Annotated in this window: 27 protein-coding genes, 2 tRNA genes and 1 pseudogene; 7 read left to right on the top strand and 23 right to left on the bottom strand. The window is 60.7% G+C overall.

Annotated features, from left to right (window positions below; translation table 11 throughout):
- Window positions 1-232: 232 nt before the first annotated feature.
- The 4 genes from fabI to N5C91_RS24020 are packed head-to-tail and all read right to left on the bottom strand — an operon-like array spanning window position 233 to window position 5,689.
- Window positions 233-1,012, bottom strand: a complete 780-nt coding sequence (gene fabI / locus N5C91_RS24035; RefSeq protein ID WP_043158184.1) for an enoyl-ACP reductase FabI — start codon at window positions 1,010-1,012, stop codon at window positions 233-235.
- Entirely contained in the window at window positions 1,009-2,217 is a 1,209-nt protein-coding gene (locus tag N5C91_RS24030; RefSeq protein ID WP_043158183.1) for an acetate/propionate family kinase, read from the bottom strand. The genes fabI and N5C91_RS24030 overlap by 4 nt, the downstream gene beginning before the upstream one ends.
- A complete protein-coding gene (locus N5C91_RS24025; RefSeq protein ID WP_023124048.1) occupies window positions 2,214-3,146 on the bottom strand; it encodes a phosphate acetyltransferase in 933 nt (310 codons plus the stop codon). The genes N5C91_RS24030 and N5C91_RS24025 overlap by 4 nt, the downstream gene beginning before the upstream one ends.
- Window positions 3,143-5,689, bottom strand: a complete 2,547-nt coding sequence (locus tag N5C91_RS24020) for a DUF3141 domain-containing protein (protein ID WP_279832509.1) — start codon at window positions 5,687-5,689, stop codon at window positions 3,143-3,145. The genes N5C91_RS24025 and N5C91_RS24020 overlap by 4 nt, the downstream gene beginning before the upstream one ends.
- A gap of 248 nt (window positions 5,690-5,937) precedes the next feature.
- Here N5C91_RS24020 and N5C91_RS24015 point away from each other — a divergent pair, with 248 nt between their 5' ends.
- Complete coding sequence (locus tag N5C91_RS24015) at window positions 5,938-6,504, top strand: phasin family protein (RefSeq protein ID WP_023124046.1); 567 nt, start codon at window positions 5,938-5,940, stop codon at window positions 6,502-6,504.
- A 34-nt stretch (window positions 6,505-6,538) separates the two neighbouring features.
- On the opposite strand, the gene phaR is transcribed toward N5C91_RS24015, so the two are convergent.
- Window positions 6,539-7,063 carry a polyhydroxyalkanoate synthesis repressor PhaR gene (phaR, locus tag N5C91_RS24010; RefSeq protein WP_023124045.1) on the bottom strand — a complete coding sequence of 175 codons (525 nt, stop codon included), beginning with the start codon at window positions 7,061-7,063 and terminating at the stop codon, window positions 6,539-6,541.
- 384 nt (window positions 7,064-7,447) lie between these two features.
- A complete protein-coding gene (locus N5C91_RS24005) occupies window positions 7,448-8,134 on the bottom strand; it encodes a hypothetical protein (protein WP_134303966.1) in 687 nt (228 codons plus the stop codon).
- Window positions 8,135-8,219: 85 nt separating this feature from the next.
- On the opposite strand from N5C91_RS24005, the pseudogene N5C91_RS24000 reads away from it, so the two are divergent.
- Window positions 8,220-8,444: pseudogene (locus N5C91_RS24000) on the top strand (hypothetical protein); the annotation flags it as partial.
- Entirely contained in the window at window positions 8,445-8,822 is a 378-nt protein-coding gene (locus tag N5C91_RS23995) for a hypothetical protein (RefSeq protein WP_134303967.1), read from the top strand.
- A gap of 24 nt (window positions 8,823-8,846) precedes the next feature.
- Here N5C91_RS23995 and N5C91_RS23990 read toward each other — a convergent pair.
- The 10 genes from N5C91_RS23990 to N5C91_RS23945 form a co-directional block, all read right to left on the bottom strand.
- Window positions 8,847-8,923 (bottom strand) — tRNA-Pro (locus N5C91_RS23990).
- 85 nt (window positions 8,924-9,008) lie between these two features.
- The gene (locus N5C91_RS23985; protein ID WP_015476661.1) at window positions 9,009-9,365 is read right to left on the bottom strand and encodes a MerR family transcriptional regulator; all 357 of its coding nucleotides are present in this window, start codon (window positions 9,363-9,365) and stop codon (window positions 9,009-9,011) included.
- On the bottom strand, window positions 9,346-9,648 hold the full coding sequence (gene ihfA, locus N5C91_RS23980; RefSeq protein ID WP_003090661.1) for an integration host factor subunit alpha: 303 nt from the start codon (window positions 9,646-9,648) through the stop codon (window positions 9,346-9,348). Before ihfA ends, N5C91_RS23985 begins: the two co-directional genes overlap by 20 nt.
- A gap of 3 nt (window positions 9,649-9,651) precedes the next feature.
- Complete coding sequence (pheT, locus tag N5C91_RS23975) at window positions 9,652-12,030, bottom strand: phenylalanine--tRNA ligase subunit beta (RefSeq protein ID WP_279832504.1); 2,379 nt, start codon at window positions 12,028-12,030, stop codon at window positions 9,652-9,654.
- A 34-nt stretch (window positions 12,031-12,064) separates the two neighbouring features.
- Complete coding sequence (gene pheS, locus N5C91_RS23970) at window positions 12,065-13,081, bottom strand: phenylalanine--tRNA ligase subunit alpha (protein WP_024763164.1); 1,017 nt, start codon at window positions 13,079-13,081, stop codon at window positions 12,065-12,067.
- Window positions 13,082-13,178: 97 nt separating this feature from the next.
- On the bottom strand, window positions 13,179-13,535 hold the full coding sequence (gene rplT / locus N5C91_RS23965) for a 50S ribosomal protein L20 (RefSeq protein ID WP_003099086.1): 357 nt from the start codon (window positions 13,533-13,535) through the stop codon (window positions 13,179-13,181).
- 21 nt (window positions 13,536-13,556) lie between these two features.
- A complete protein-coding gene (rpmI, locus tag N5C91_RS23960; protein ID WP_017516491.1) occupies window positions 13,557-13,751 on the bottom strand; it encodes a 50S ribosomal protein L35 in 195 nt (64 codons plus the stop codon).
- A gap of 60 nt (window positions 13,752-13,811) precedes the next feature.
- Window positions 13,812-14,363: a translation initiation factor IF-3 gene (infC, locus tag N5C91_RS23955; RefSeq protein WP_169942760.1), complete on the bottom strand. Its 552-nt coding sequence runs from the start codon at window positions 14,361-14,363 to the stop codon at window positions 13,812-13,814.
- The gene (thrS, locus tag N5C91_RS23950; protein WP_138526039.1) at window positions 14,363-16,285 is read right to left on the bottom strand and encodes a threonine--tRNA ligase; all 1,923 of its coding nucleotides are present in this window, start codon (window positions 16,283-16,285) and stop codon (window positions 14,363-14,365) included. The genes infC and thrS overlap by 1 nt, the downstream gene beginning before the upstream one ends.
- 241 nt (window positions 16,286-16,526) lie before the next feature.
- Window positions 16,527-17,360: an alpha/beta hydrolase gene (locus N5C91_RS23945; RefSeq protein ID WP_279832499.1), complete on the bottom strand. Its 834-nt coding sequence runs from the start codon at window positions 17,358-17,360 to the stop codon at window positions 16,527-16,529.
- 256 nt (window positions 17,361-17,616) lie between these two features.
- Here N5C91_RS23945 and N5C91_RS23940 point away from each other — a divergent pair, with 256 nt between their 5' ends.
- Both N5C91_RS23940 and N5C91_RS23935 read left to right on the top strand, forming a co-directional pair.
- Window positions 17,617-17,970, top strand: a complete 354-nt coding sequence (locus tag N5C91_RS23940) for a histone-like nucleoid-structuring protein, MvaT/MvaU family (protein ID WP_236174995.1) — start codon at window positions 17,617-17,619, stop codon at window positions 17,968-17,970.
- A gap of 440 nt (window positions 17,971-18,410) precedes the next feature.
- A complete protein-coding gene (locus tag N5C91_RS23935; RefSeq protein ID WP_236174994.1) occupies window positions 18,411-18,635 on the top strand; it encodes a hypothetical protein in 225 nt (74 codons plus the stop codon).
- 68 nt (window positions 18,636-18,703) lie between these two features.
- Here N5C91_RS23935 and N5C91_RS23930 read toward each other — a convergent pair whose 3' ends face one another.
- Both N5C91_RS23930 and N5C91_RS23925 read right to left on the bottom strand, forming a co-directional pair.
- Window positions 18,704-19,225: a DUF4946 domain-containing protein gene (locus N5C91_RS23930; RefSeq protein ID WP_279832497.1), complete on the bottom strand. Its 522-nt coding sequence runs from the start codon at window positions 19,223-19,225 to the stop codon at window positions 18,704-18,706.
- A gap of 139 nt (window positions 19,226-19,364) precedes the next feature.
- Window positions 19,365-19,441: transfer RNA gene (locus N5C91_RS23925), tRNA-Val, on the bottom strand.
- A gap of 186 nt (window positions 19,442-19,627) precedes the next feature.
- Between N5C91_RS23925 and N5C91_RS23920 the strand changes: the two genes are divergently transcribed.
- On the top strand, window positions 19,628-20,911 hold the full coding sequence (locus N5C91_RS23920; RefSeq protein ID WP_279832495.1) for an FAD-binding oxidoreductase: 1,284 nt from the start codon (window positions 19,628-19,630) through the stop codon (window positions 20,909-20,911).
- Between the two features lie 35 nt (window positions 20,912-20,946).
- On the opposite strand, the gene N5C91_RS23915 is transcribed toward N5C91_RS23920, so the two are convergent.
- The 5 genes from N5C91_RS23915 to moaA all read right to left on the bottom strand — a co-directional run bounded on the left by N5C91_RS23915 (window position 20,947) and on the right by moaA (window position 24,772).
- Complete coding sequence (locus N5C91_RS23915) at window positions 20,947-21,921, bottom strand: formate/nitrite transporter family protein (protein ID WP_236201209.1); 975 nt, start codon at window positions 21,919-21,921, stop codon at window positions 20,947-20,949.
- 81 nt (window positions 21,922-22,002) lie between these two features.
- Window positions 22,003-22,488: a hypothetical protein gene (locus tag N5C91_RS23910; RefSeq protein WP_279832492.1), complete on the bottom strand. Its 486-nt coding sequence runs from the start codon at window positions 22,486-22,488 to the stop codon at window positions 22,003-22,005.
- On the bottom strand, window positions 22,485-22,820 hold the full coding sequence (locus tag N5C91_RS23905) for a low molecular weight protein tyrosine phosphatase family protein (RefSeq protein ID WP_279832490.1): 336 nt from the start codon (window positions 22,818-22,820) through the stop codon (window positions 22,485-22,487). The genes N5C91_RS23910 and N5C91_RS23905 overlap by 4 nt, the downstream gene beginning before the upstream one ends.
- A 59-nt stretch (window positions 22,821-22,879) precedes the next feature.
- Window positions 22,880-23,710, bottom strand: a complete 831-nt coding sequence (locus N5C91_RS23900) for a transporter substrate-binding domain-containing protein (protein WP_236174989.1) — start codon at window positions 23,708-23,710, stop codon at window positions 22,880-22,882.
- Between the two features lie 66 nt (window positions 23,711-23,776).
- A complete protein-coding gene (gene moaA / locus N5C91_RS23895) occupies window positions 23,777-24,772 on the bottom strand; it encodes a GTP 3',8-cyclase MoaA (protein ID WP_279832489.1) in 996 nt (331 codons plus the stop codon).
- Between the two features lie 192 nt (window positions 24,773-24,964).
- Here moaA and N5C91_RS23890 point away from each other — a divergent pair, with 192 nt between their 5' ends.
- Entirely contained in the window at window positions 24,965-25,618 is a 654-nt protein-coding gene (locus tag N5C91_RS23890) for a TetR/AcrR family transcriptional regulator (RefSeq protein ID WP_279832487.1), read from the top strand.
- Window positions 25,619-25,714 lie beyond the last annotated feature (96 nt).

Here is a 25,714-nt window from a genome sequence, read left to right as displayed (position 1 = left end):
TCCACGCTCTACCACTTCCAGGCCCACGGGATTAGCAGCAATGCGTGGCGGCGTATCAAGTAACTGGCGAGCGGTCCACCGATACAGCAGAGCGCAATCAGACCCGCGGCGTTACTGGCGGCATCCAAATCCATGAGTTTGCTGGCACCCAATAGTTCGGCAAACAGTGGTGCTCGGATAAGAGCGCCAAGTTAAATATTGCGCGCATGGATTTGCATGAAGGCACCTTGAATCAACCGAGGATGTTCAGGCCGCCATCAACGAAGTGGACTCCGCCAGTCTGACCTTGGCTCGCGTCGCTAACCAGCCAGACGCATAGGCCGCCGACTTCCTCCAAAGTGACTAGGCGGCGTAAGGGCGCGCGATTGGTCGAGGATTCTAACAAGTGATCAAAGTCCTTCAGCCCGGATGCCGCCCGAGTCGGCATAGGGCCGGGAGAAATGGCGTGCACACGGATGTTGCGTGGCCCCAGCTCTGTGGCCAGGTAGCGCACACTGGACTCCAGAGCAGCCTTGACCGGCCCCATCAGGGCATAGCCTTCAATCGTCTCCTGAGCGCCCAGGTAACTCATGGTCACCAAACTGCCGCCCCGGGGCATCAGCGGTTCGGCCAGGCGCGCCATGCGGATAAAGGAGTGACAGGAAATATCAACGGCCTGCAGAAACCCGGAACTGGAGCTATCCAGTAGGCGCCCGCGGAGTTCCTCCTTGGGTGCGCTAGCCAGGCAGTGAACGACAAAGTCCAGCGATCCCCATTGCACTGCGAGGTGCTCGAACAGCGCGTCCAGCTCGCCGGCCCGGGTCACGTCCAGGGGCATGCGCACACTGGCATGCACCTGTTGCGCCAGAGGTTCAACATGCACCCTGGCTTTGTCATTCAGCCAGGTGACGGCCAGCTCAGCGCCCATGTCATGCAGAGCCTGAGCACAGCCCCAGGCGATCGAATGCGGGTTAGCTATGCCGACCACCAGACCGCGCTTACCAGCGAGGGACAGGCTTTCCTTGATACTCATAAGCGTTGATCCTGATACACCCGCCAGGCATGACGGGCGATGATGCTCTCTTCGTCGGTGGGGATGACCCACACATCCCGTGTGCTGGCAGTAGTGGATATGCGCTCGGCGTTGCATTGGTTCGCCGCGTCATCGATGCGCAGCCCAAAGAGTGGCGCGAGAAGCTGCAGCACCTGGGCACGCAACGCGGCATCCTTTTCACCGATACCGGCGGTGAATACCAGCGCGTCCAGCCCACCCAAGCATGTGGCGAGCCGACCAATTTCCTGGGCAATGCGGTAGGCGTAGAAGTCGATGGCCAGGGCTGCGCGTGGGTCGTCGCTGGCGCGCAGTTTGCGCATGTCGCTGCTAACCCCGGATATGCCGAGCAAGCCGGACTGCCGATACAGCAGCGTCTCTAGATCGCGAACCTGCATACCCTGATCCAGCAGGTACAGCAGCACACCGGGATCCAGGGCGCCGCAGCGGCTGCCCATGGGGAGGCCGTCGAGGGCGCTGAAACTCGTGGTCACCTCGACGCTGCGGCCGGCCTCGATGGCGCACAGGCTGGAGCCATTGCCCAGATGGGCTATGACCAGCTTGCCGGAAGCGAGCTCTGGAGCTCTGTCGATCAGGCGCTGGCTGACATATTCAAATGACAAGCCATGGAAGCCGTAGCGGCGAACACCCTGTTCGTACAGCGCGTAGGGCAGGCCGAAGAGCTGGCTCATTTCACTGCGCCCGGCATGGAACGCGGTATCGAAACAGGCAACCTGAGGTAGGTGCGCATTGTGCTCGAGCGCTGCCTTGATAGCCGCCAGATTGTGCGGTTGATGGAGCGGCGCCAGGGGTTCCAGCGTCTCCAGGCGCGCCAGTACGGCAGGATCCACGCGCACCGGGGCGCTGAAATCCATCCCACCATGCACCACTCGATGGCCGAGCAGCGCAGGTGGGCGATTGTGTAGGCCTTCCTTCAGCGCGCTGTAGACCTGCTGGAAAGCCGCCTTCATATCAGCAACATGCTCCGGCGCAAAGGCTACGTCCCGCACCACTGTTCCATCAGCCATGACTATCTGGAGGCGCGGCACCACGCCAATGCCGTCCAGCTTGCCGCGCGCCAGCAAACGTGGCTGCTCCTCGCCTTGGCGGCCGGCGAACAGACCAGTCTTGATGCTCGAGGAGCCAGCATTGACGGTGACGATCAGCTCGTCTTGAGCGGGGCTCATATGGACACACCTAGTTGGGTGCGCAGCGCTTGGGCGAGCAACACGGCCAGCCCGCTACTGGCGATGCGTGCCCGTGGACTGTCGGCGCGGCTGGTGAAAATGATCGGTACGCGGGCGCCGAGGACAATACCCGCCGCCTCGGCACCGGCAAGATAGATCAGTTGCTTGGCGAGGATGTTGCCCGCTTCCATGTCCGGTACCAGCAGAATGTCCGGATCGCCGGCGACTTCTGAATGAATGCCCTTGACCCGCGCAGCGTCGGCGTTGATCGCGTTGTCGAAAGCCAGTGGCCCGTCGAGCAACGCGCCATCAATCTGTCCACGCTGAGACATGACCACAAGTGCGGCAGCTTCCAAGGTCGAAGGCAGCTTGGCCGTGACAGTTTCAACCGCCGACAGCAGCGCTACCTTAGGACGGTCGATGCCCAGGGCGTGCAGCATCTGGATCGCATTGCGACAGATGTCAGCCTTGTCCTCCAGGCCGGGAAAGATGTTTACCGCCGCGTCGGTAACGAACAGCGTTTTGTGGTAGCTGGGCACACTCATGGCGAAGACATGGCTGAGGCGCCGCTCAGTGCGCAGACCGCTTTCACGATCGGCCACGGCATGCAGCAGTTCATCGCTATGCAGGCTGCCTTTCATCAGCAGCTCGCCACGACCTTCGCGGATCAGGGCAACACCACGCTCGGCGGCAGCGTGACTGTGTGGCACGTCCTCCACGGTTAACCCGTCGATATCCAGGCCAGCCTCGCTGGCGGTTGCCGCGATCTTGTGACGCGGGCCCACCAGAATCGGGGCTATCAGTCCGGCCTGGGTGGCCTCCAGCGCTCCTCGCAGAGCATTCGCCTCGCAAGGATGTACGACGATGGTGGGCAGCGGGCCAATTTCGGCGCAGCGGTTCAGCAACGTCTGGTAGTGATCTTGGCTCATTCGGCGCTGCCTCCCTTGTCCTGGCTCGCAGGGGCATGCGCAGGCGCAGAGCGAGTTGCCTTGGCGCGACCTGCTTTTTTTACCGCAGCCACGGGGCTCTTGCTCCTGGCCCCCACAGGGGGCGGACTGGTTTCGATCTGTGCATCGGAAGACTGGGCGGCGCTTTTCTTCCTTGGCCGTGTGCCGACCTTGGGAGTGCGAGTAACTGCCTCGGGGAGGTGCAGCGTTAACGAAGTCTGGTCTGGAGCGCTGTCCATAGCGATGAGTGGCACCGTTGATTGTGCGAAGGCCGGCACGGGGTGTTCAAGCTGGTCGTGCAAACGGCGCCAGAGTTCGCCCACTGCGCCCTCGGCGTAGAGAAGTTCGGGCACGAGGTACACGGCGGCTGCCAGCACTGCCTCACGCTGCCCGGCCTCGGGAACCAGCAATGGCAATGTATTCAGACTCTCCTCGGGGAGGGCAAAGACCAGCAGATCCTGCAGACGGACGCTGTCACGTACGGCAAGTGGGTCGATGCCGAGCTGTTGCGAGAGCGTGCGGGCCTGTTGAGCAAGTTGTTCGATGCGCTCCTTGCCGAACCTGCCACTTGCATGCGCGAGCAAGCAGAGAATGCGAATGAGCGCTTCCTGCTCCCCACCACGAAGAAGCGAGTCGTGCAGATGCTCGACGAGAGCCTTGTCACGTTGCTCGACGTAGCTCTGCTGCGAGTGTGGTGCCTGGTCGCCAGTCAAGGTGCTCAGGCCGCCATAGAAACTATGGAAGAGCATCTCCTGGGCCGCGTCGCGGACATCACGATAGCCATCGAGCAGGGCCTCAACCGTGCTGGACGATACCTCTTGCCAGGCAAATAGGGGATTGTCGGGCGATGCCGGGCGGCGATTGACGCGCGTCAGAGCCGCATGGCCTGCCAACCACCAGAGCGTTGGATTGAGACTGCTCCAGACAACTTGCTGCTGGTGGAACGGATGGCTCTTGCGCAAGCATTCGGCGAGTGGTTCGTTGATCGCCCTGCGCATCCAGGGACGCACAAGCCAGTCGTAGAGAGTACTATTGAATCCGGAGACGCGGTCGACCAAGGCGAACTCTAATTCGTCGCTACGACCATCCTCATCGTGGCAGAGAATGTCGGCGATGCACCGAGATTCGAAATGTACCTGGTAAGCCTGGTCGTCACTGGCGGATGCTGGCAGGTCGTCGATCACCAGTTCGTACAATCCTGGCGACAACAGGGTGATGGCATCGATGGCGCCGAGCAGCTCCCTGTGCTCACGACGGGCGACCTTGCCGGAGACGAAAATGCCCAGATGGCCGATGCTGGCATGCTGAAGATAGACGATGGTGCGTCCGGCATTGCGCAACGCCAGATCGCTGGGATAGACGTCGGCTATCCAATTCAGTGCTTGCTGCGGTGGAGTGATATTGTCGCCATAGGAGCAGAACACCACCACGGGTGCCTCGATGCGTTTCAGGTCGATGCTGCTGCTCCTGCGCCCGGAACCGCCAGCCAGGCGGTTGCCGATGAACAGGTCATCGACGATCACCTCGATCTCCTCGCTGTTGAGCAGGGTTGGACTACCCCACCAGCGCTCGAAATCGAGAAAGCGGGGGGTTTCCCTGTCGACGTTGCTGAACAGCTTGTAGTACTTGCTCCAGTAGGTGTTGGCCGGATTCAGGCTCTCGAAGTTGCTGACCAGCCAGGTGCCATCAAAACGGCCATTACCCAAGTCACTACCCAAGCGAGTCATCCATGCGCCGCCGAGTAGACCGCCAGCGTAGCGCATCGGGTTGCGCCCGTTGACTCCGGCCCAGTAGGACAGCGGCGCACCATTGACGATCACCAGACCTGGTAGTTCCGGACGTGCAGCAGCCAGTCCCATCAGCGCCCAGCCGGCCTGGCAGTTACCGATCACCACGGGCTTCCCTGCCTCCGGATGCCGCGCGCTGACCGCCTCGATGTAGCGGGCCTCGGCCTCGGCGATATCGATCAGGGTTTGGCCTGGTGCGGGAGCATGGCTGAAAGCAATGAAATAGGTCGGGTGCCCAGCGCGCAAGCTTTCGCCGATTTCAGAATCCTGCTTGAAGCCGCCGATGCCGGCGCCGTGACCACCGCGTGGGTCGATGACGATGACCGGCTGGCGCGTGGTATCGCTGGGCTGGTCATCCGGTGGAACGATGTGCAGCAGAGAGTAGTTGACCGGGTGAGGCAGGTCGTGGCCGTCGACCAGCACCTCATAGGGAAACTTGAGCAGCAGGGGATAGCCGGCGCGCTCGTGGGCAAGGGTATTGTCACCACGCTGGCGAAGTGCATCCCAGAACAGCAGATTGCGCTGTCCGAAGTCGACCAGGTACTCCCAGCAATCGCCTGCGCTGGGGACACGCAGGCGCCCTTCTCTCAGTGGCGCGAGCAGAGCCTCTTGGCGTTGACCAAAGGCATCGAGCAGGAGCTTCCCGTGCAGATGCTGTAGGCGTCCGAGGTGTTCGAACAGATTATGAAATAAGGAGAAACTCTCTTCTCGCTTTGCAAAAAAACTTTCCTGGCTCATGAGCTTTTCCTATATCAGAGACGCGGGAATCCCCCTCATTCGATCCTCTCCATGAAGAGGAGCCATGGCTTTCAGGCCAAGTTTTATAGCGAATCACCTCGACTTGAGCAAAGTTTTTTTGCAGCGCACAAAAACGCTTGCCCTCTCTCTTTGTGCAGTGCAACATTTTGCTAGCGCAGCGGCTCCATCATGGATGGTTTTCGCGTGCTAGGTCGCAAGCGGCCTTTCCCATTGCCAGGAGACCAACCATGTCTTTTTTCGATTCAGAAAAACTGCAAAGCGCACAGAAAGCCAACCTTGACCTGTTGCAGCAGATCAGTGGCAAGGTATTTGAGAGCGTCGAGCAACTCAGTCAATTGCAGTTCAAGGCGCTACGCGCATCCAGCAGCGAGCAGTTCGACAGCCTACGTAAGCTGCTGTCGGCGCGTGACCCGCAGGCCTTCGCCGAGTTGCAGGCGTCCCTCACTCAGCCAACTGCTCAGGCAGAGCGCCTGCTGGAGTTCAATCGAGAGGTGTATGACCTGGTTTCCAGCACTCAGGCGGATATCGCCAAGCTCGCCGAACGCCAAGTCGAGGCCGGCGCCAAGCATGTGCGGGAACTGGTGGACGTCATCGCCAAGAACGCCCCGGCGGGTGCGGAGCCGGCGGTAGCCGTTCTCAAGTCGGCACTGGAAAGCGCCGGCAGTGTCTATGAAAGCGCGCAGAAGGCCGCCAAACAGGCAGCCGAGATCGCCGAGAACGGCATCGCTGCCGCGGCCTCCGCAGCAGGTCAGGCGACCCGTGAAGCCAGCAAGACTGCGGGTGGGCGCAAGTAAGGCAAGGTAACTGCACCAAGAGCGGTGATGGTCGTCATTGATCATCACCGTCTTTTTTCTTCTGCCTCGAATTGCCAGGCGGGATACCGCCGAACATGCCGAAAAGATTCTGAGTCCCCAGATAGAGCTTCTTCGACTGTTCGACATACTGGCTCATCAGATCCTGCATGACGGGCACCTGCTTGTGCATAAAGTCACTCCAAGCCTGCGAGGATTGCACCCCGGTCTGGGTCTGGATGTCGATCACGGTCTGGATGCTCTTCTCCAGATAGTTGCCGAGCATGCCCTGGAACGGGCCGTAGAAGCGAATGATCCCCTTGAGCATGTCGCTGGAGAAGATCGGCTCACCATCACTTTCCGCTTCCTGAATGATCTGTAGCAGGATGCTCCGGGTCAGGTCTTCGCCACTCTTCGCGTCTACTACCTGAAACGGCACTTCATCGATAACCAGCCGGCGAATGTCAGCAAGGGTGACATGGGCACTGGTGTGGGTGTCGTATAGGCGGCGATTGGCGTATTTCTTGATCAGGCGAGGAGCACTGTGGTCGTCTTCGGGCATGCAAGGCGTCTCTTCATGATTTGGGCTGTGTCAGTTGCCGGCACTATCTTAGGCCTTTTCTCTTAGATGTCCTCACCGTCACCCCAAGCGAGGTGCGCCCCCCATAGGGAGCGGTTTATCGTAGACCTACAGCCACACTCCCTGAGCTCCAGCGTACATTGTGCTCATAAGGTGCTGCTGCTCGCCCCATGGCGTGTGTTCGCGCAGACGCTCATAGGGCGACTGTCCTGCCCATGGTGCCGGAAAGCGCCATTGAGCGCATGCAGTGGCGTCGCTCGGCGAAATCCATCTCCGCCTCAAATGCAGCTCTACGTCGAAATACCGATCCAAGTGCTGCACGAGCCCGGCATGACGCCGCCCTCACTGAGGTGCTGCCCTAGCGTCTTAGGGAAAAACGCTCATCTGGCCATCCCAGAACAGGATACGCATACCACTGTTGGCAAGCGCCTTGTCATGCCGGCCTGTCAGCAGAGAAACATCCTTAGCTACCCCAACCGACCACAGCATGGATTTGATCTGATCCAGCACGCCATGTTGATTGCTGCAAAGACTAGCCTCGAACTGGCGCAACTTCGTATCGTCCACGTTCGGCAAATTAAGCTGCCCCACAACGAGCCTAACGTCTGTGTACAGGTCATGTCTGCCAGCGTGCTCGATATAGCGCCGCTCCGCGAACGGCCTCCACCCCGCAGTGTGATTGACTCCTCCCGAGACATTCGCGCCTCTACCAATATGAGACCCAGTGGCTTTCACCCGATGCTTGCGAATGCGCGCCAGAACGCTTTCACGCACTGTGGTACCCACATAGATCCAGGGCGTCAAATCCTTCGCACCTCCGAACGCCAGCACGTACAACCCATAGGTCTTCGACAGGTTCTTTCCATACGCAGACACAGGGACCATGGCATGTGACAGGGTTTTGAACGAGGCACGATAGCGTGCCGGCGTCATCCCCGGATTCGTCTTTACATAGGCAGCACTAGTACCAGCCGCCAGCCAAGGAGTCGTATCTGCGGGTACGTCGAAATGATCTGCCAGTAACACAGGTTGAGCGAACGTCAGAGTGGTCATCGGCGGACACCTGAAGTCATGAGTCTGGTTATGAGTTGGAAACCGCCGCTATGCTCAAGGCGATCACAAGGCGCCCACGGGGCAGAATACTTCACTAAAGGGCAAAGGCCTGCACGACGGCTACCTGCCTCTGGCGATCTCCCACACCAGCATCCTGACGATAAGGACTAACCCGACCACAGCTTGGGCAGCACGCAACAATACCCCATCCATTACCGTCGATGGCGCGACTTGCGCGATCAAGGTGCCGCATAACACCCGCTTCGATCCGCAACAGATCAAGAAGCAGCTCGGCATTACGATCTCGTAGTTGAACGACCTGTTCTTCCGCATGCACACCTTGCCCGAGTGCAAGGCGAAGCCTAAAGAAGTGGTGAGCTTTAGCTCGGCGCTATCCGGCCAGCGAAGTGAACAAGGCCCCCAACGCCATATTCACCGTGGTGAACTGGACATAACCATGCAGGGCCTGGCCCTGGATCTCTACGCGCGATACAGGCTCTTCCCGCTTGGCTCAAGTGGAACGACCACCTGCCCCTGTCAAGGTACTACCGAACTAAATCACGCCAGCGCCCTGTCGATACATCCGATCACTGTGATCGGAGCAAAAAACGCCGGTGGGGCAAAAAGTGGGGCAAAATTCAGAGTCAGTCAAAAACCATCGGGCATAAAAAAATCCAGTCACCGCTAAGTGACTGGATTTTCTAGGGATTTTTGGTCGGGACGGAGTGATTCGAACACTCGACCCCTTGCACCCCATGCAAGTGCGCTACCAGGCTGCGCTACGCCCCGACGTTGCTTTTGAGTTCCCTCAGAAGCGGATCGCACTATACCCCAAGCATTTGCTTTGGAGAAGTGCTTTTTTCATTTTTTTCAGTTACTTGCGCAGCACATGCAGCACATCTTCCAATTCGGCGATCATCTGCCGGATCAGTTGCTTGTACTGGGTGGCGTCCTCGCGAGCTTCGTCACCGGTGAGGCGCTGACGGGCACCACCGATGGTGAAGCCCTGGTCGTAGAGCAGCGCGCGAATCTGGCGAATCATGAGCACGTCCTGGCGCTGGTAATAGCGCCGGTTGCCCCTTCGCTTGACCGGGTTGAGTTGCGGGAATTCCTGTTCCCAGTACCGCAGCACGTGCGGCTTCACCGCGCAAAGATCGCTCACTTCACCGATGGTGAAATAGCGCTTGCCCGGGATGGGGGGCAACTCGTCGTTATGACTTGGTTCCAGCATAAGCTTCAACCCTGGCCTTCAGTTTCTGCCCTGGACGAAAGGTGACGACGCGCCGGGCTGTGATCGGGATTTCCTCTCCCGTCTTCGGGTTGCGTCCGGGACGCTGGCGCTTGTCGCGCAGGTCGAAGTTGCCGAAACCCGACAACTTCACCTGTTCGTTATGCTCCAGCGCCTGGCGGATCTCTTCGAAGAAGAGCTCCACCAGTTCCTTGGCTTCCCGCTTATTCAGGCCCAGCTCTTCGTACAGACGTTCAGCAATTTCAGCTTTCGTCAGAGCCCCCATACGCTACTTCCTTAACGTGGCGTTGAACCTTTGTTCCAGCGAGGCGACGATATTCTGCGTAGTCGCGTTCACCTCGTCATCGTTAAGAGTGCGTGATGGATGCTGCCAGGTCAAGCCAACGGCCAAGCTTTTTCTAAGCGGATCAATACCTTTACCGTGGTAGACGTCAAACAGCCTGAGGTCCGTCAGCCATTCGCCCGCCGTTTCACGGATATTTGCCAGCACGAACTCGGCCGGGGTATCCAGATCGACGATCAACGCCAGGTCACGGCGCACTTCAGGGAAGCGCGACAGCTCACTGAATTTCGGCAGGCGACCCTTGGCCACTTCGGCCAGTACCAGCTCGAAAACGTAGACCGGACGATCCAGATCCAGCGCCTTGGCCAGCTCCGGGTGCAGAGCGCCCAGGTAGCCGACCAGCACGCCATCGCGCTCGATCTTGGCGGTTTGGCCTGGGTGCAGCGCCGGGTGTTCCGCCGGGGAGAAGGTGAAAGCTTCGATGGCACCAGCATTGCCCAGCAGCGCTTCCACATCGGCTTTCACGTCGAAGAAGTCGACATTCTCGCGACCGTTCGCCCAACCTTCCGGCTGACGTGCGCCGCAGACGACGCCGGCGAGCATGTTTTCCTGCACCAGCCCTTCCAGTTGCCCGACGAAGCGCAGGCCACTTTCGAACAGGCGCACGCGGGTCTGCTGACGGTTGAGGTTGTGCTGCAGCGACTTCACCAGGCCCGGCCAGAGCGAGGCGCGCATGGCGGCCATGTCGGCAGATATCGGGTTGGCCAGCATCAGCGGCTCGACACCGGGGTGGAACAGCTGGAACAGCTTGGGATCGATGAAGCTATAGGTGATGGCTTCCTGGTAGTCGCGAGCGACCAGCAGACGGCGCAGCGCCGGCAGCTCAGCCTGGGACTCGGACTTGGTGTTCGGCGCCAGGCGCGCCTGCGGGTAGCGAACCGGCAGACGGTTGTAGCCGTACAGGCGACCCAGCTCTTCGATCAGGTCGACTTCGATCGAGACGTCGAATCGATGGCTCGGCACGCCAACAGTCCAGGTATCGGCACCGGCTTTCTGGACATCGAATTCCAGGGCGGTGAGCAGACGCTCGATTTCGGTGTTTTCCAGGGTCATGCCCAGCATCTGGGTAACGCGCTCGGCACGCAGGGTGACCGGAGCGACCTTGGGCAGGTCGGCCTCGCTGACGGCTTCCACGATCGGACCAGCTTCGCCACCAACGATCTGCAGCAGCAACTCAGTGGCGCGCTCCATGGCGCGGCGAGCCAGCTGCGAGTCCACGCCACGCTCGAAGCGGTGCGAGGCATCGGTGTGCAGGCCATAAGAACGAGCCTTGCCAGCGACGGCGATGTTGTCGAAGAAGGCGCTCTCCAGGAACAGATCACGGGTCTTGGCGCTGACGCCGCTGTGCTCGCCACCCATCACGCCAGCAATGGCCAGGGCACGCTCATGGTCAGCAATCACCAGGGTGTCGGCACGCAGGGTGACTTCCTGGCCGTCGAGCAGGACGAGCTTCTCGCCCTCCTCCGCCATGCGCACGCGAACGCCACCCTTGATCTCGTCGAGATCGAAGGCGTGCATCGGCTGCCCCAGCTCGATCATCACGTAGTTGGTGACGTCGACGGCAGCGTCGATGCTGCGAATGTCGGAACGGCGCAGACGCTCAACCATCCACAGCGGGGACGGCTTGCTCAGGTCGACGTTGCGGATAACGCGGCCAAGGTAGCGCGGGCAAGCCTTGGGCGCCTGCAGCTCAACACTGCGCACTTCATCGACCTGCGGAGCAACAACACTGACCACAACCGGCTTGACCTCGGCGCTGTACAGCGCGCCGACTTCGCGAGCGAGGCCGGTCAGCGACAGGCAATCACCACGGTTCGGGGTCAGGCCGATCTCGATGGAAGCGTCGTCCAGTTCGAGGTAGTCGCGGATATTGGCACCCACAGGCGCATCCGCGGCGAGCTCCATCAGGCCGGCGTTCTCTTCGCTGATCTCCAGCTCTTTGGCCGAGCAGAGCATGCCGTTGGATTCAACACCGCGCAGCTTGGCCTTCTTGATCTTGAAGTCGCCCGGCAGCTCGGCACCGATCATGGCGAAGGGAATCTTCAGGCCTGGGCGCACATTGGGCGCGCCACAGACGACCTGGAAAGTCTCCGAACCGTTGCTGACCTGGCAGACGCGCAGCTTGTCGGCGTCCGGGTGCTGTTCGGTCGACAGCACTTCGCCCACGACCACACCGCTGAACTGACCGGCGACCGGGATCACGGCGTCGACCTCGAGGCCAGCCATGGACAGACGAGCTACCAGCTCATCACGGGATACCTGCGGGTTTACCCAGCTCCGCAGCCACTGTTCACTGAATTTCATCCTGTTCTCCTAAATGCGTTGACGGTCTTGCGGGCTAGCGGAACTGGCCGAGGAACCGCAGATCGTTGTCGAAGAACAGGCGCAAGTCATTCACGCCGTAGCGCAGCATGGCCAGACGCTCGATACCCATGCCGAAGGCGAAGCCCTGGTACTTCTCGGGATCGATGCCGGACATGCGCAGCACGTCGGGGTGGACCATGCCGCAACCCATGACTTCCAGCCAGCCAGTCTGCTTGCAGACACGGCAGCCTTTGCCACTGCAAAGCACGCACTGGATGTCGACTTCCGCCGAAGGCTCGGTGAAGGGGAAGAAGGACGGACGGAAGCGGACGGAGAATTCCTTCTCGAAGAAGGCGCGGAGGAACTCTTCGATGGTGCCCTTGAGGTCGGCGAAGCTGACGTCTTCATCGACCAGCAGACCTTCGACCTGATGGAACATCGGCGAGTGGGTCAGGTCGGAGTCGCAGCGGTAAACGCGGCCCGGGCAGACAATGCGAATCGGCGGCTTCTGGTTTTCCATGGTGCGGACCTGTACCGGCGAGGTATGGGTGCGCAGCAGCATGTTCGCATTGAAGTAGAAGGTGTCGTGCATGGCACGAGCCGGGTGGTGACCCGGAATGTTGAGCGCTTCGAAGTTGTGGTAGTCGTCTTCGACTTCCGGCCCCTCGGCCACTTCATAGCCGATGCGGGTGAAGCACTGCTCGATGCGTTCCTTGGTGCGAGTGACCGGGTGCAGGCCGCCGGAGGACTGGCCACGGCCCGGCAGGGTCACGTCGATGCGCTCGGCTGCCAGCTTGGCGGCGAGGGCAGCGCCCTCCAGCTCGGCCTTGCGGGCGTTCAGCACATCCTGAACCTTTTCCTTGGCGACGTTGATCAGCGCACCGACCTTGGGGCGCTCTTCGGCCGGCAAATCGCCCAGGGTCTTCATGACCTGGGTCAGCTCGCCTTTCTTGCCGAGGTAGTGAACCCGGATCTGCTCCAGGGCGTTGACGTCTTCGGTGTTTCGCACGGCGTCCAGGGCCTGCGAAACCAGCGCGTCCAGGTTTTCCATGTACCAACTCCAGATACAAAATAGGGGAAGAGCGGTAAGGCTCTTCCCCTATCGGTGACGTTACGTCCGGACCGAGATCCGGTAACTGTCGTGGGGCTTAAGCCAGGCTGGCCTTCGCTTTCTCGACAATCGCGGTAAACGCCGCTTTTTCGTTCACAGCCAGATCGGCCAGTACCTTACGGTCGATCTCGATGGCCGCCTTTTTCAGGCCGGCGATCAGACGGCTGTAGGACAGACCGTTCTGACGAGCACCAGCGTTGATACGGGCGATCCACAGGGCGCGGAACTGACGCTTGCGCTGACGACGGTCACGGTAGGCATATTGGCCAGCCTTGATTACCGCCTGCTTGGCAACACGGAACACACGCGAACGCGCGCCGTAGTAGCCTTTTGCGAGCTTCAGAATCTTTTTGTGACGACGACGTGCAATCACGCCACGCTTAACACGAGCCATTTATTTATCCTCTACCAGAAATCAACGCAGACGCAGGGAGCGTGCTACACGGCGAACGTCGGAAGCAGCGAGCATCGAAGTGCCGCGCAGCTGACGCTTACGCTTGGTGGTCATTTTGGTCAGGATGTGGCTCTTGAAAGCGTGCTTGTGCTTGATGCCACCAGCAGTCACTTTGAAGCGCTTTTTGGCGCCACTCTTGGTTTTCATCTTTGGCATGTTTAGTACTCCGCATTCGTTAACAACTGATAACCATCAGGCCTGCCAGTGCCCGGGAGGTTATTTACGCTTCTTGGGAGCGATGACCATCATCAGCTGGCGTCCTTCCAGCTTGGGATGCTGTTCCACGGTGCCGATTTCCGCGAGGTCGTTTTCGACCCGCTTCAACAGCTCCATGCCCAGCTCCTGGTGGGCCATCTCACGACCACGGAATCGAAGCGATACCTTGGCCTTGTCCCCTTCATTAAGGAAACGTACCAGGTTGCGTAGTTTTACCTGGTAATCCCCTTCTTCCGTCCCTGGACGAAACTTGATTTCTTTGATCTGTTGCTGGTGCTGGTTTTTCTTCGCAGCAGCGGCTTGCTTCTTCTTCTCGAAGAGGTGCTTGCCGTAGTCCATGATGCGGCAGACAGGGGGCACCGCATCAGCAGAAATTTCCACCAGGTCCAGCTTGGCCTCGTCGGCTAGACGGAGGGCCTCATCGAGGGAGACCACGCCAATCTGTTGACCGTCGGCACCAATCAGACGCACCTCACGGGCGGTGATGTTTTCGTTGATCGGTGGTTTCGGGAGAGCCCGCTTATCCTGTCTCATTTCACGCTTAATAATGATTACTCCGAGTCTTGGCGACCACGCCGGGAAACCGCCTGAGCGAGAAGCTCCGCGAACTGGGCGACCGGCATCGAGCCGAGGTCTGCCCCTTCGCGCGTACGTACGGCGACGGCCTGCGATTCAACTTCCCTATCACCGATAACCAGCAGATAGGGAACCTTGAGCAAAGTATGCTCGCGGATTTTAAAGCCAATTTTCTCGTTTCTCAAGTCAGACTTGGCACGGAATCCGCTTTGTTCGAGCTGACGCACCACTTCTTCGGCCCATTCGCCCTGCTTGTCAGTGATATTCATCACCACCGCCTGGGTCGGTGCGAGCCAGGCCGGGAACAGACCGGCGTAGTGCTCGATGAGCATGCCGATGAAGCGCTCGAAGGAGCCGAGGATCGCGCGGTGCAGCATAACCGGGCGGGTACGGCTGTTATCTTCGGCGATATAGCTGGCATCCAGACGCTCCGGCAGGTTCGGATCGTACTGCAGGGTGCCGCATTGCCAGTTACGGCCGAGGCAGTCCTTCAGGGTGAACTCGATCTTCGGACCGTAGAAGGCACCCTCGCCCGGCTGATATTCCCACTCCAGGCCGGATTCGTTCAGAGCATCGGCCAGAGCACTTTCGGCCCGATCCCACAGCTCTTCGGAACCGACGCGCTTGGCCGGACGAGTGGACAGCTTCATGGAGACATCGCTGAAGCCGAAGTCCGAATAGACCTGCAAGGTCAGCTTGATGAAGTCGGCCGCTTCCTTCTTTACCTGCTCTTCGGTGCAGAAAATGTGCGCATCGTCCTGGGTGAAGCCACGCACACGCATGATGCCGTGCAGCGCACCGGACGGTTCGTTACGGTGGCAGGCCCCGAACTCGGCGAGGCGCAGCGGCAGGTCACGGTAGGACTTCAGGCCCTGGTTGAAGATCTGCACATGGCACGGGCAGTTCATCGGCTTGACCGCAAAGTCGCGGCTTTCCGACGAAGTGGTGAACATGTTCTCGGCGTAGTTGGTCCAGTGGCCGGAGCGCTCCCAGAGGATGCGATCGACGACCTGCGGAGTGCGGACTTCCACGTATCCGTGGTCACGCTGCACCTTGCGCATGTACTGCTCGAGCACCTGATAGACAGTCCAGCCGTTCGGGTGCCAGAAGACCATGCCCGGCGCTTCTTCCTGGAGGTGGAAGAGATCGAGCTGCTTGCCGATGCGGCGGTGATCGCGCTTCTCGGCCTCCTCGATACGCTGGACGTAGGCAGCCAGCTGCTTCTTGTCCGCCCAGGCGGTGCCATAGACGCGCTGCAACTGCTCGTTCTTCGAGTCGCCACGCCAGTAGGCGCCGGAAATCTTGGTCAGCTTGAAGGCTTTCAGGAAACGAGTATTCGGCACGTGCGGGCCGCGACACATGTCCACGTACTCCTCATGGAAGTACAGGCCCATGGCCTTCTCGTCCGGCATATCGTCGATGAGGCGCAGCTTGTATTCCTCACCACGGGCCTTGAAGGTCTCGATGACTTCAGCACGCGGGGTCATCTTCTTGATGACGTCGTAATCCTTCTCGATCAGCTCGGCCATGCGCTTTTCGATGGCTGCCATGTCTTCCGGAGTGAAGGGACGCTCGAAGGCGATGTCGTAATAGAAGCCTTCATCGATCACCGGGCCGATGACCATCTTGGCGGTCGGATACAGCTGCTTGACCGCATGGCCCACCAGGTGGGCGCAGGAGTGGCGGATGATTTCCAGCCCGTCCTCGTCCTTCGGGGTAATGATTTGCAGGGTCGCGTCGCTGTCGATGATGTCGCAGGCATCGACCAGACGGCCGTTGACCTTGCCGGCCAGGGTGGCTTTCGCCAGGCCTGCGCCAATGGATTGCGCCACCTCGGTCACGCTGACCGGATGATCGAAAGAACGCTGACTACCGTCGGGAAGAGTAATGATGGGCATGGCGCCTCCTCTCCTAGTGGTGACCCCTACGAAAGGCCACATGGGTTGGGATGTGCCAGTAAGCGTCGCCCGCCGGGCAGGCCTGCCTCACAGTGGCAGGCGCCTTGTCGGCACCCTGCGCTTTCGCGCGCGGACGGAGATCACTGGAAGAAATCGAAAACCTGCCCGCAAACGATAGCGGGCAAGGCGGAGGATGTTACTGCAACTCAGAGGAACTGACGAGCGGCAACCCTGACTTCGCTCAGTATTGCTCGACAAATTCGAGAACGGCTCGATTGAAGGACGCCGGGCGGATCACATTCATGCCATGGGAGGCACCGGAAATCATCACTGACCGAGCATCAGCAAGGGTCGACTGCAACGCTTGGATGATTCGCGGAAACGGCTCCGGACTTTTAGCCCCACCGATCAGCAATACCGGCAACTGCAATTGCGCGATCTGCTCGCGACTAATTGGCACGGGATGATCAGCGACCTGCCCGACCAATGTCATGGCATTGGCTGTTGCCATTTCACGAAACTGACGCGAGGACTTCGACCAGACTCCCGCGCCACTAACGGTATCGACAAACAGCCGAAGCCCCTCCTCCGTCGCCCCCGCGCGAATCATCTGCAGAGCCTGAAGACGAAATTGATTGCGCTCGACGGGAGAATTTGGCGCCTCGATGTTTACCCCAGCAAAAACATCATCGGCAAAGTCGCCACCCGGATCAGCAAGCGTCAACGAAAGTAATTTACGAGGAGCCATCAACGCCAGCCGCAGACAGATATTCCCTCCGCGCGAATGCCCCAGCAGATGTACCGGACCAGGTATTTGATCGATCAATGCCAGCAGGTCGTCAACATGCTGCTTCGTCGTAAAGCCGACCCCCTCGCCATCCCACTGCTCCGGGAAACAGTGGCGCAAACTGGGCACTATTACGCGATACCGGGCCGACAAGACCTCGACCTGCCCCCGCCAGTAGCGGTAATCACAAAGCGACCCGTGCACCAAAAGCAGCGGCGCACCCCGTCCGGAAACCTGGCACGTCAGTTCATAATCATTGACCCAATACTGCACTATCTCGTTATTCATCCGGCACTCGCACGCAACGCACCACAATAAAGCACACAATTTTTGCAGGGATTACTGCCCCACAGAAAATCCCGCCACAACCTTTATCGCGCGCATTATCCATCATCGATCAATTAATCTGCCAACCTGGCGAGCCCAGCCAATATTTAAAGTGTGTTTCACCAATCGCAATAATTCATATATTCAGTTGACGCGAACAACCACCAGAACACAGAATCACGCCGTACTAATCAACCCTACATACGGGAGCAACCAGATGTCCAAACTTGCGGAATTCCGCGAAGCCGAGCGCAAACTCCAGGAGCAACTCGCGCTGCTCGAAAAACTCAAGAGCGATGGCGGCCTGAAGAAAGAACTGGAGTTCAAGGATCAACTGCAAGCCTTGATGGACCAGTACGGCATGAACCTGCGCAATGTCATCGACATTCTCGACCCGCAGACTTCCGCCGAACCTGCCAGCGCGCAGCAGCCGCGCCGCACTCGCCAACTGAAGGTTTACAAGAACCCGCACAATGGTGAAACCATCGAGACCAAGGGTGGCAACCACAAGACCCTGAAGGCCTGGAAACAACAGTACGGTGGCGACACCGTGGAGTCCTGGCTGCAATAGGTCTGAGCTTCCGCGGAGCGCTCCCGCTCCGCGGAGTCCCCACTCGCTCACCTCGCACTGACCGACGGCTGTATAAAAACTAGCCATCGCCAGCAGAAATCCTTATAATCGCCAGAGCGAACACCAAACCCAAGGTCGCCCCTCCCAGCACTCCCTACCTGATCCAGGGCAGAAGCTGGGCTCTACAGGGCCACGGCCAGCGCATCCTCCGCATCGATTCCAGAGCGCGCCAACCGCGCCAGGAACATTTGCCCGAGCGACCAGCGCCCCACGTCAGAACACCTGCCCGACCCAACGCCGCAGCCTGACGCGACCAGACCCCGAAGTTTCCACTCGCTGCCATATTCCGGTCACACGCCTTCTGCATTCTCAGATCGCACCCGGAGCTTTTGACGAATTCAACGGTCATAGGACCGTTACCTATTTGGAAAGACAAGACAATGAAAACCTCCCTGCAAATCCAGGAGGCGATTCGCACCCTTTCGGCGGCCTTCGCCCCTCTGAACTGCGTCATCCAGGCCAAGCGCAAGCACGGCTTCAGCTTCACCCTGGTGAACGAGCATGGCATTGCCAAGCACACCGAACGCCTCTACCCCCAGCAATACCTGGGCGAAGCCCCGCTGAACGCGGTTATCCAGCGAGTGCAAGCCACCATCGCTGCCTGAGCCTGAAAACGAAAAAGCCCCGCATGAGCGGGGCTTTTGCTTTTCTGCCTTCTATATAAAGGAAGCAATCAGCGCAGGCTGATCCCCGCCTTCACCGATTCAATCTCTCCCGCCAGGTCCGCATAACGCTCTGACGGTGCCGCGTAGGTCAGTGAGTAAGCCGCCCCCTCACCCAACGCAACCTGAACAGTCTGCTTCAGAACCTCAGTGCCGTTCTGGCTGATGCCACAGCGCACCTCCAGACCGTCGAGCCCGCCGAGTCTGGCATCCAGCGGCTTGCTACATGCAGCCTGAAACCCCTGGCGCATGAAATCCTTCTGCAGCGCCTTGCGCATCTCGACGATGACATTCTCGACACTGACAGTGACGCCGGAACCAAGGCGACTGCGCGTCACCTCCATTACCAACTCCTGAGAACCATCCTCGGCCACGCGCACGCCGCGCTGGCGAACCACCGGCGCATCGGCCGCCACATCCGCAGGCGAGCGCGAAACCTCCCAGCCCTGCGGCCAGATCACCTGCATTTCCGCCAACGCAGGCAACGGCACCAACAGAGCTCCGAGCACCCACCAGAATCGCAGACCACCCATCACCACCTCCGAGACATCCCAAGTGGACACCATAGCAGGCACACCAGCCGTTACCGCGAGTCGACAGCTTTCCTGCGGGCAAACAAAAAGGGCGATCCTTTCGGATCGCCCTTTTTGAAATCGCCGTAGCGATTTTGTTTGGTAGGCACAATTGGACTCGAACCAACGACCCCCACCATGTCAAGGTGGTGCTCTAACCAACTGAGCTATGTGCCTGTCGTGTGGGGCGCATTCTACGCGATCGTTTTCACCGGTCAAGCACTTTTTTCAGCTAAGCCACTGAAAAAGTGAATTTTTTTATGTTCGACCGTCCGTAAATTATTTTGCACGGGCACTAGCCGGCCAGATTCGACTCAGGTAGCATCCGCACATCTCGTAAAAAATAACAAACACAGGTGCATTATGCCGCACACTTCCTACCCCTCTTCCTATTACGCAGCTTCGGCCAACCCGGTCCCGGCCCGTCCTGAACTGCAGGGCGAGGTGGAAACCGATGTCTGCGTGATCGGCGCTGGCTACACCGGCCTGTCGACCGCCCTGTTCCTGCTGGAAAACGGTTTCAAGGTCACCGTACTGGAAGCCGCCAAGGTCGGCTTCGGTGCATCGGGCCGTAACGGCGGCCAGATCGTCAACAGCTATAGTCGCGACATCGACGTCATCGAGCGCACCGTCGGCGCCAAGCAGGCCAAGCTGCTGGGCGACATGGCCTTCGAAGGCGGCCGCATCATTCGCGAGCGCATCGCCAAGTACAACATCCAGTGCGACCTGAAAGACGGCGGCGTGTTCGCGGCCCTCAGCGCCAAGCAGATGGGCCACCTGGAGTCGCAGAAAAAGCTGTGGGAACGCTTCGGCCACACCCAGCTGGAACTGATGGACGCCAAGCGCATCCGCGAAGTCGTCGGCACCGACAGCTATGTCGGCGGCATGCTCGACATGAGCGGCGGCCACATTCACCCGCTGAACCTCGCCCTGGGCGAAGCAGCAGCCGTGGAATCCCTGGGCGGCGTGATCCACGAGCAGTCCCCTGCCGTGAAGATCGACCGTGGCGCCAATCCGGTGGTGCACACCCCGAAAGGTCGCGTGAAAGCCAAGTTCATCGTGGTAGCCGGTAACGCCTACCTCGGCGGCCTGGTGCCGGAACTGGCTTCCAAGTCCATGCCGTGCGGCACCCAGGTGATCACCACCGAGCCGCTGAGCGCCGACCTGGCCAAGTCCCTGCTGCCGACCGACTACTGCGTCGAGGACTGCAACTACCTGCTCGACTACTACCGCCTGACCGGCGACAACCGCCTGATCTTCGGTGGCGGCGTGGTCTACGGTGCGCGCGATCCGTCGAACACCGAGGCGATCATTCGTCCGAAGATGCTCAAGGTCTTCCCGCAGCTGAAAGACGTGAAGATCGACTTCGCCTGGACCGGCAACTTCCTGCTGACGCTTTCGCGCCTGCCGCAGGTTGGCCGTATCGGCGACAACATCTATTACTCCCAGGGCTGTTCGGGTCACGGCGTGACCTACACCCACCTGGCCGGCAAGCTGCTGGCCGAAGTGCTGCGCGGCCAGGCCGAGCGCTTCGACGCCTTCGCCACCCTGCCGCACTACCCGTTCCCGGGCGGCCGCATGTTCCAGGTGCCGTTCTCCGCGATCGGTGCCTGGTACTACACCATGCGCGACAAGCTGGGCATCTGACGCCTCGCTTCACACCGCACGAAAAAAACGGCGCCTCAGGGCGCCGTTTTTCTTTTCGGGGACTTCTCCGGCGGTGACGTATCGCTGCGCACCTGGGCATGGCTCATCAGGGCGAAGATCAGACTGCCGCCCACGATGTTGCCTACCAGCGTGGGCAAGGCAAAATCGATGACGAACGCCGCCAGCCCCACTTCTCCGGCGAACATCAGGTAGCCCACCTCGCAGGTGCCGACCACGATGTGACTGAAGCTGCCCAGCGCCATCAGGTAGGTGACCAGGAAGATGATCCACACCTTGGCGTTCTCCGCCGCCGGTACCAGCCAGACCATGGTGGCGATCATCCAGCCGGAGACGATGCCCTTGGAAAACATCTGCCAATGGTCGTTCTCCATGACCTCGCGGCCGATCTCCAGGAAAGCCTGATCCGCCTTGGTGTCGAAGATCGGCAGGTGCAGCATGCCGTAGGCGAACAGCAGGGCACCGACGATGTTGCCCAGCAGTACCACCGACCACAGGCGCAGCAACTGGCCGAACTTCTCCAGGGTCGGCTCGCTCATCACCGGCAGTACCGCCGTCAGGGTGTTCTCGGTGAACAGTTGCTGGCGCGCGAGGATGATTGCCAGGAAGCCGACCGGATACCCGAGGCTGGTGGTGATCACCGCCATATCGTGGTCCGGCAGACGCGCGCGGAACAGCCCCATCGCCATCAGCGACAGGCCGATGGTCAGCCCGGCGGCCAGCGCCGACCACCAGAGCGCCGCCAGGGTACGCTCCAGTTCGTGATTGCCCTGCAGGCGGATGACTTCGTGCAGCACCAGTGCGCGGGGCGGCTGGCTCTTCTCGACTTTGCGACGCTCTTCGGCAGAGAGGTCGTCCGCGGTATCCCCGCTCGCCTTCGACTCCCTGGCCTGGGTGCGCGGTGCGGTCTTGCGCTTTGCGGCAGAGTCGCTGCCTTTGCTACGCGGCCGCGACTGGGCTGCGCCGCGAGCGGGCGGTTTTTCGGTGGCCATGCGGAGCACCTCGCTGGGTCAGTGCAGATTTAGGCTGCGACCGCTGCGCTTCGGTTCCGGAAATCTTGGCTTGGGCCGAACTCAGGAACTCGGCTCGATCCGCAACTGGCGCCAGTCGGTGTGCAGATGGCCGAGATAGACGCAGCCGAGACCACGGGGAAAGAGTATGTGCTCAGGACCGATCCCTGGCCCCTCAAGACGCAGCAAACGCCCCCAGGGGTGATGACTGACTCGCCCGCGCACGTCTTCGACCGTCCCGCCGCGCCACCAATGGATGGCGGCCTCGGCATCCTCGACGCCTTCGGGCTCCACGATGCGCACAGGCTCATCACGCCAGCCGATCACCCGCTGCGGATCGAACCCCGCCTGCTGCGCAAGCGGCAGCGGCACAATCCACAACCCGCCGCCGCGCTCTTCCAGCGACACGGCCAGCTCACACCATTGCGGCTGCTCCAGCGCCCAGAGCAGGTCGCCATCGATTTCCAGCGAAGGCTCGGGCTGGGCCTGGATACGGAACCCCAGGCAGACCAGCACTGCATCCCGGAGTGCAATACGGACTGCGCTCACGCCTGCCCCTGCCGCAGAAGAGGCCCGACCTTGAGTTCGAGAACCCGCACCAGCTCGGGCTGCAGGTAGTCGTAGTCATCGGGGATATCCAGGCACACCAGGCGCTTGCCGCGCATCGCCACGGGGAATCGGCGCAGCAACGCCTGCCGATGCCGGCGCTCCATGACGAACACCAGGTCGGCCCATTCCAGCTGCTCGACACCCAGCAGTACCTCCGCGTCCAGGGCCAGACCGGCGGAGTCGGTCTCGACCTCCGGCCAGTTGGCAAAGACAACTTCGGCAGTGGGACTGCGCAAGCGGTTGCGGCTACAGATGAACAAAGCGCGGCGCACTTCATCCTCCCTACGGCTGGCGCGCAAACGACAGCGGCGATTCTAGGGAAGATGGCAACTTACGGCGACTTCTGTTTCGCTTTCTGCCGCTCGAGGAAATCCACCTTCCACTGCTCGACGCCTAGGTGCTCGGAGTCCAGGCTCGCCTCGACGCCATACTTGGCCTTGAGCGCGGCGACCTCCTTGGCATGGTCGACGAGGAAGCGGTCGAAGCGCTGGATCAGTTCGCCCTGCTTCACGCTGGAAAGGTGGAACGTGCTGCGGGTATGCGGTAGCGAAGGATCGAACACCAGCGCACCGGGCTTTGCGCGGATGTTGTCCAGGTAGTAAGTGGCGACCACCACATTGAAGTAGGCGCCGTCGGCCTGTTTCTTCAGCGCGGCATGCACCATCTGCCGCAGGTCAGCGCTGGGCGCCAGGCTGATCTGCCCGGCCTGGATCGGCGCCTCGTAGCCCCGCGGCGTCCAGCCTTCCACCAGCGCCAGCCGCTTCAGCGCGCCGATGCCCTGCCCCAGTCGCTCCGGCGCCACCAGCACGCCATCGACGTACTGCGTCACCGGCTGGCTATAGCGCAGGGTCTTGCCGGCCTTCTGCTCCGGAGCCCAGTCGGGATTGTCTGGATACTTGAGATCGACCTCGCCGGAAAACAGCGCCGGCAGCAGCGCATCCACCGGCAGCGGACGGTACTCCAGGGTAATGCCACTGGCGCTGGCGAACAGGTCCAGCACATCGCGGGCAAAGCCCTGGTAATTGCCCTGGGCATCGGTGCTGTAGTGCGGAGCGAACGGGAGGTTCTCGACGCCGACCACGTAGGTCTGCGCCACGACAGGAGCACAAACGAGGGGGGACAGGATGCTGGCGAGCGCCCAGCAGAAGGCCTTGAGCTTCAAACGACTCTCCTTGTGACGTGTTGTTGTTGTTCTATCGGGCAGGTCAGGCAACCCGCCGTGGCGGACTCAGCCGCCGGTCATGCTCATGAAGCGCAGCACCTGTACTTGCTGATCCGCTTCGAAGTGGTGTCGTTCGGGCTTGAGTTGCAGCGCCTGCATCAGCGCCTCGCGCAGCCGGGCGCTGTCGCCGGGGTGTTCGCGCAGCAGTTGGCGCAGGTCCAGCGCGCCTTCATGGCCGAGGCAGAGCACCAGCTTGCCTTCGGCAGTCACCCGTACCCGATTGCAGTCGCCACAGAAGTTGTGGCTGTGCGGGGAGATGAAGCCGATGCGGCTGGCGTAACCGTCGATGCGGTAGTAGCGCGAAGGCCCGCCGCTGCGCTCGGGCGTGGGCAGCAACTGCCAGCGCTCGGCGAGTTGCGCGCGGACTTCATCGCTGCTGCACAGCGTCTGCTTGCGCTCATGGCTGCTGACGCTGCCCAGCGGCATCTCCTCGATGAAGCTGATATCGATACCCTTGGCCAGGGCAAACTCCACCAGGTCGCAGACTTCGTCGTCGTTGCGACCCTTCTGCACCACAGCGTTGAGCTTGATGCGCTCGAAGCCGGATTCCCGCGCAGCGTCGATGCCATCGAGCACCTGCTCCAGCTTGTCGGAACGGGTGAAGGCGGCGAAGCGCTCGCGGCGCAGGGAATCCAGGCTGATGTTCAGACGGCGCACGCCGGCAGCACGCAGCTCCGCCGCGCGCTCACGCAGCTGCGAGCCATTGGTGGTGATGGAGAGGTCGTCCAGTTCAGGCCGAGCGCCCAGGCGCGCCAGCAGGCCGGTCAGGCCCTTGCGCACCAGCGGCTCGCCGCCGGTGATGCGGATGCGCTTCACGCCCAGGCCGATGAACGCATCGGCCACCGCCTCCAGTTCTTCCAGGCTCAACACCTGGTCGCGCGGCAGGAACTGCATGTCTTCGCTCATGCAATAGGTGCAGCGGAAGTCGCAGCGGTCGGTGACCGACAGGCGCAGGTAGGTGATGCGTCGACCGAAGGGGTCGACCAACTGGGAATCGGACATTGGGGTTCCGGATGGCAGGTGCCGAACGAAAGTGCGCTAGAAATACCTCAGAACTACGCTGCTGTACACAGAAAACCGACCCGCGAGTCAGGAAAATGCGTACAAGCGCCTGAGTTGAGGGCTTCCGGAGCCCGGTGCTACCATGCCCGGCTTAGTTGGGTGACCACGCAATACAAGAAAGAAGACCAGCCAATGACCAGCATTCGCGAGCGTAACCGCCGCCTGATCCTGCGCGCAGCCAGCGAGGAATTCGCCGAGAAGGGTTTCGCGGCGACCAAGACCAGCGACATCGCCGCTCGCGCCGGGCTGCCCAAGCCCAACGTCTACTACTACTTCCAGTCCAAGGAAAACCTCTACCGCAGCGTGCTGGAAAGCGTGGTGGAGCCTTTACTGCAGGCCTCTGCGCCGTTCCGCGAGGACGATGAACCGAGCGAGGCGCTGCGTGCCTATATCCGCTCCAAGGTGAAGATTTCCCAGGAGCTGCCGCACGCCTCCAAGGTGTTCGCCAGTGAACTGATGCACGGTGCGCCGCACCTGCCCAAAGAGTATCTGGACGAGCTGAACGCCCAGGCCCAGCGCAACATTGCCTGCCTGCAGAGCTGGATCGACCGCGGCCTGCTGGCGCCGGTGGACCCGCACCACCTGCTGTTCACCATCTGGGCGGCAACCCAGACCTATGCCGATTTCGACTGGCAGATCTCCATGGTCACCGGCAAGACCAGCCTGAGCGACGCGGATTTCGAGGCAGCCACTGACACCATTACCCGCCTGGTGCTGCGCGGCACCGCGCCGGACAACGGCAGCGAGCCCAAGCCGCAGGGGCGTTTGCGGCCGTTGTCGATCTAACGGTTTTCAACCGCTGCCGCATGGGTATCGCTTCGCTCCACCCATCCTACCGGTGCCGCGGAAACGCATAGGAGCGAGCTTGCTCGCGAACTCGCT

Origin of the sequence: Pseudomonas sp. GD03903, from assembly GCF_029840045.1 — a bacterium.
Classification (GTDB): domain Bacteria; phylum Pseudomonadota; class Gammaproteobacteria; order Pseudomonadales; family Pseudomonadaceae; genus Pseudomonas; species Pseudomonas pseudonitroreducens.
This window is presented reverse-complemented; position numbering and strand designations above follow the sequence as displayed.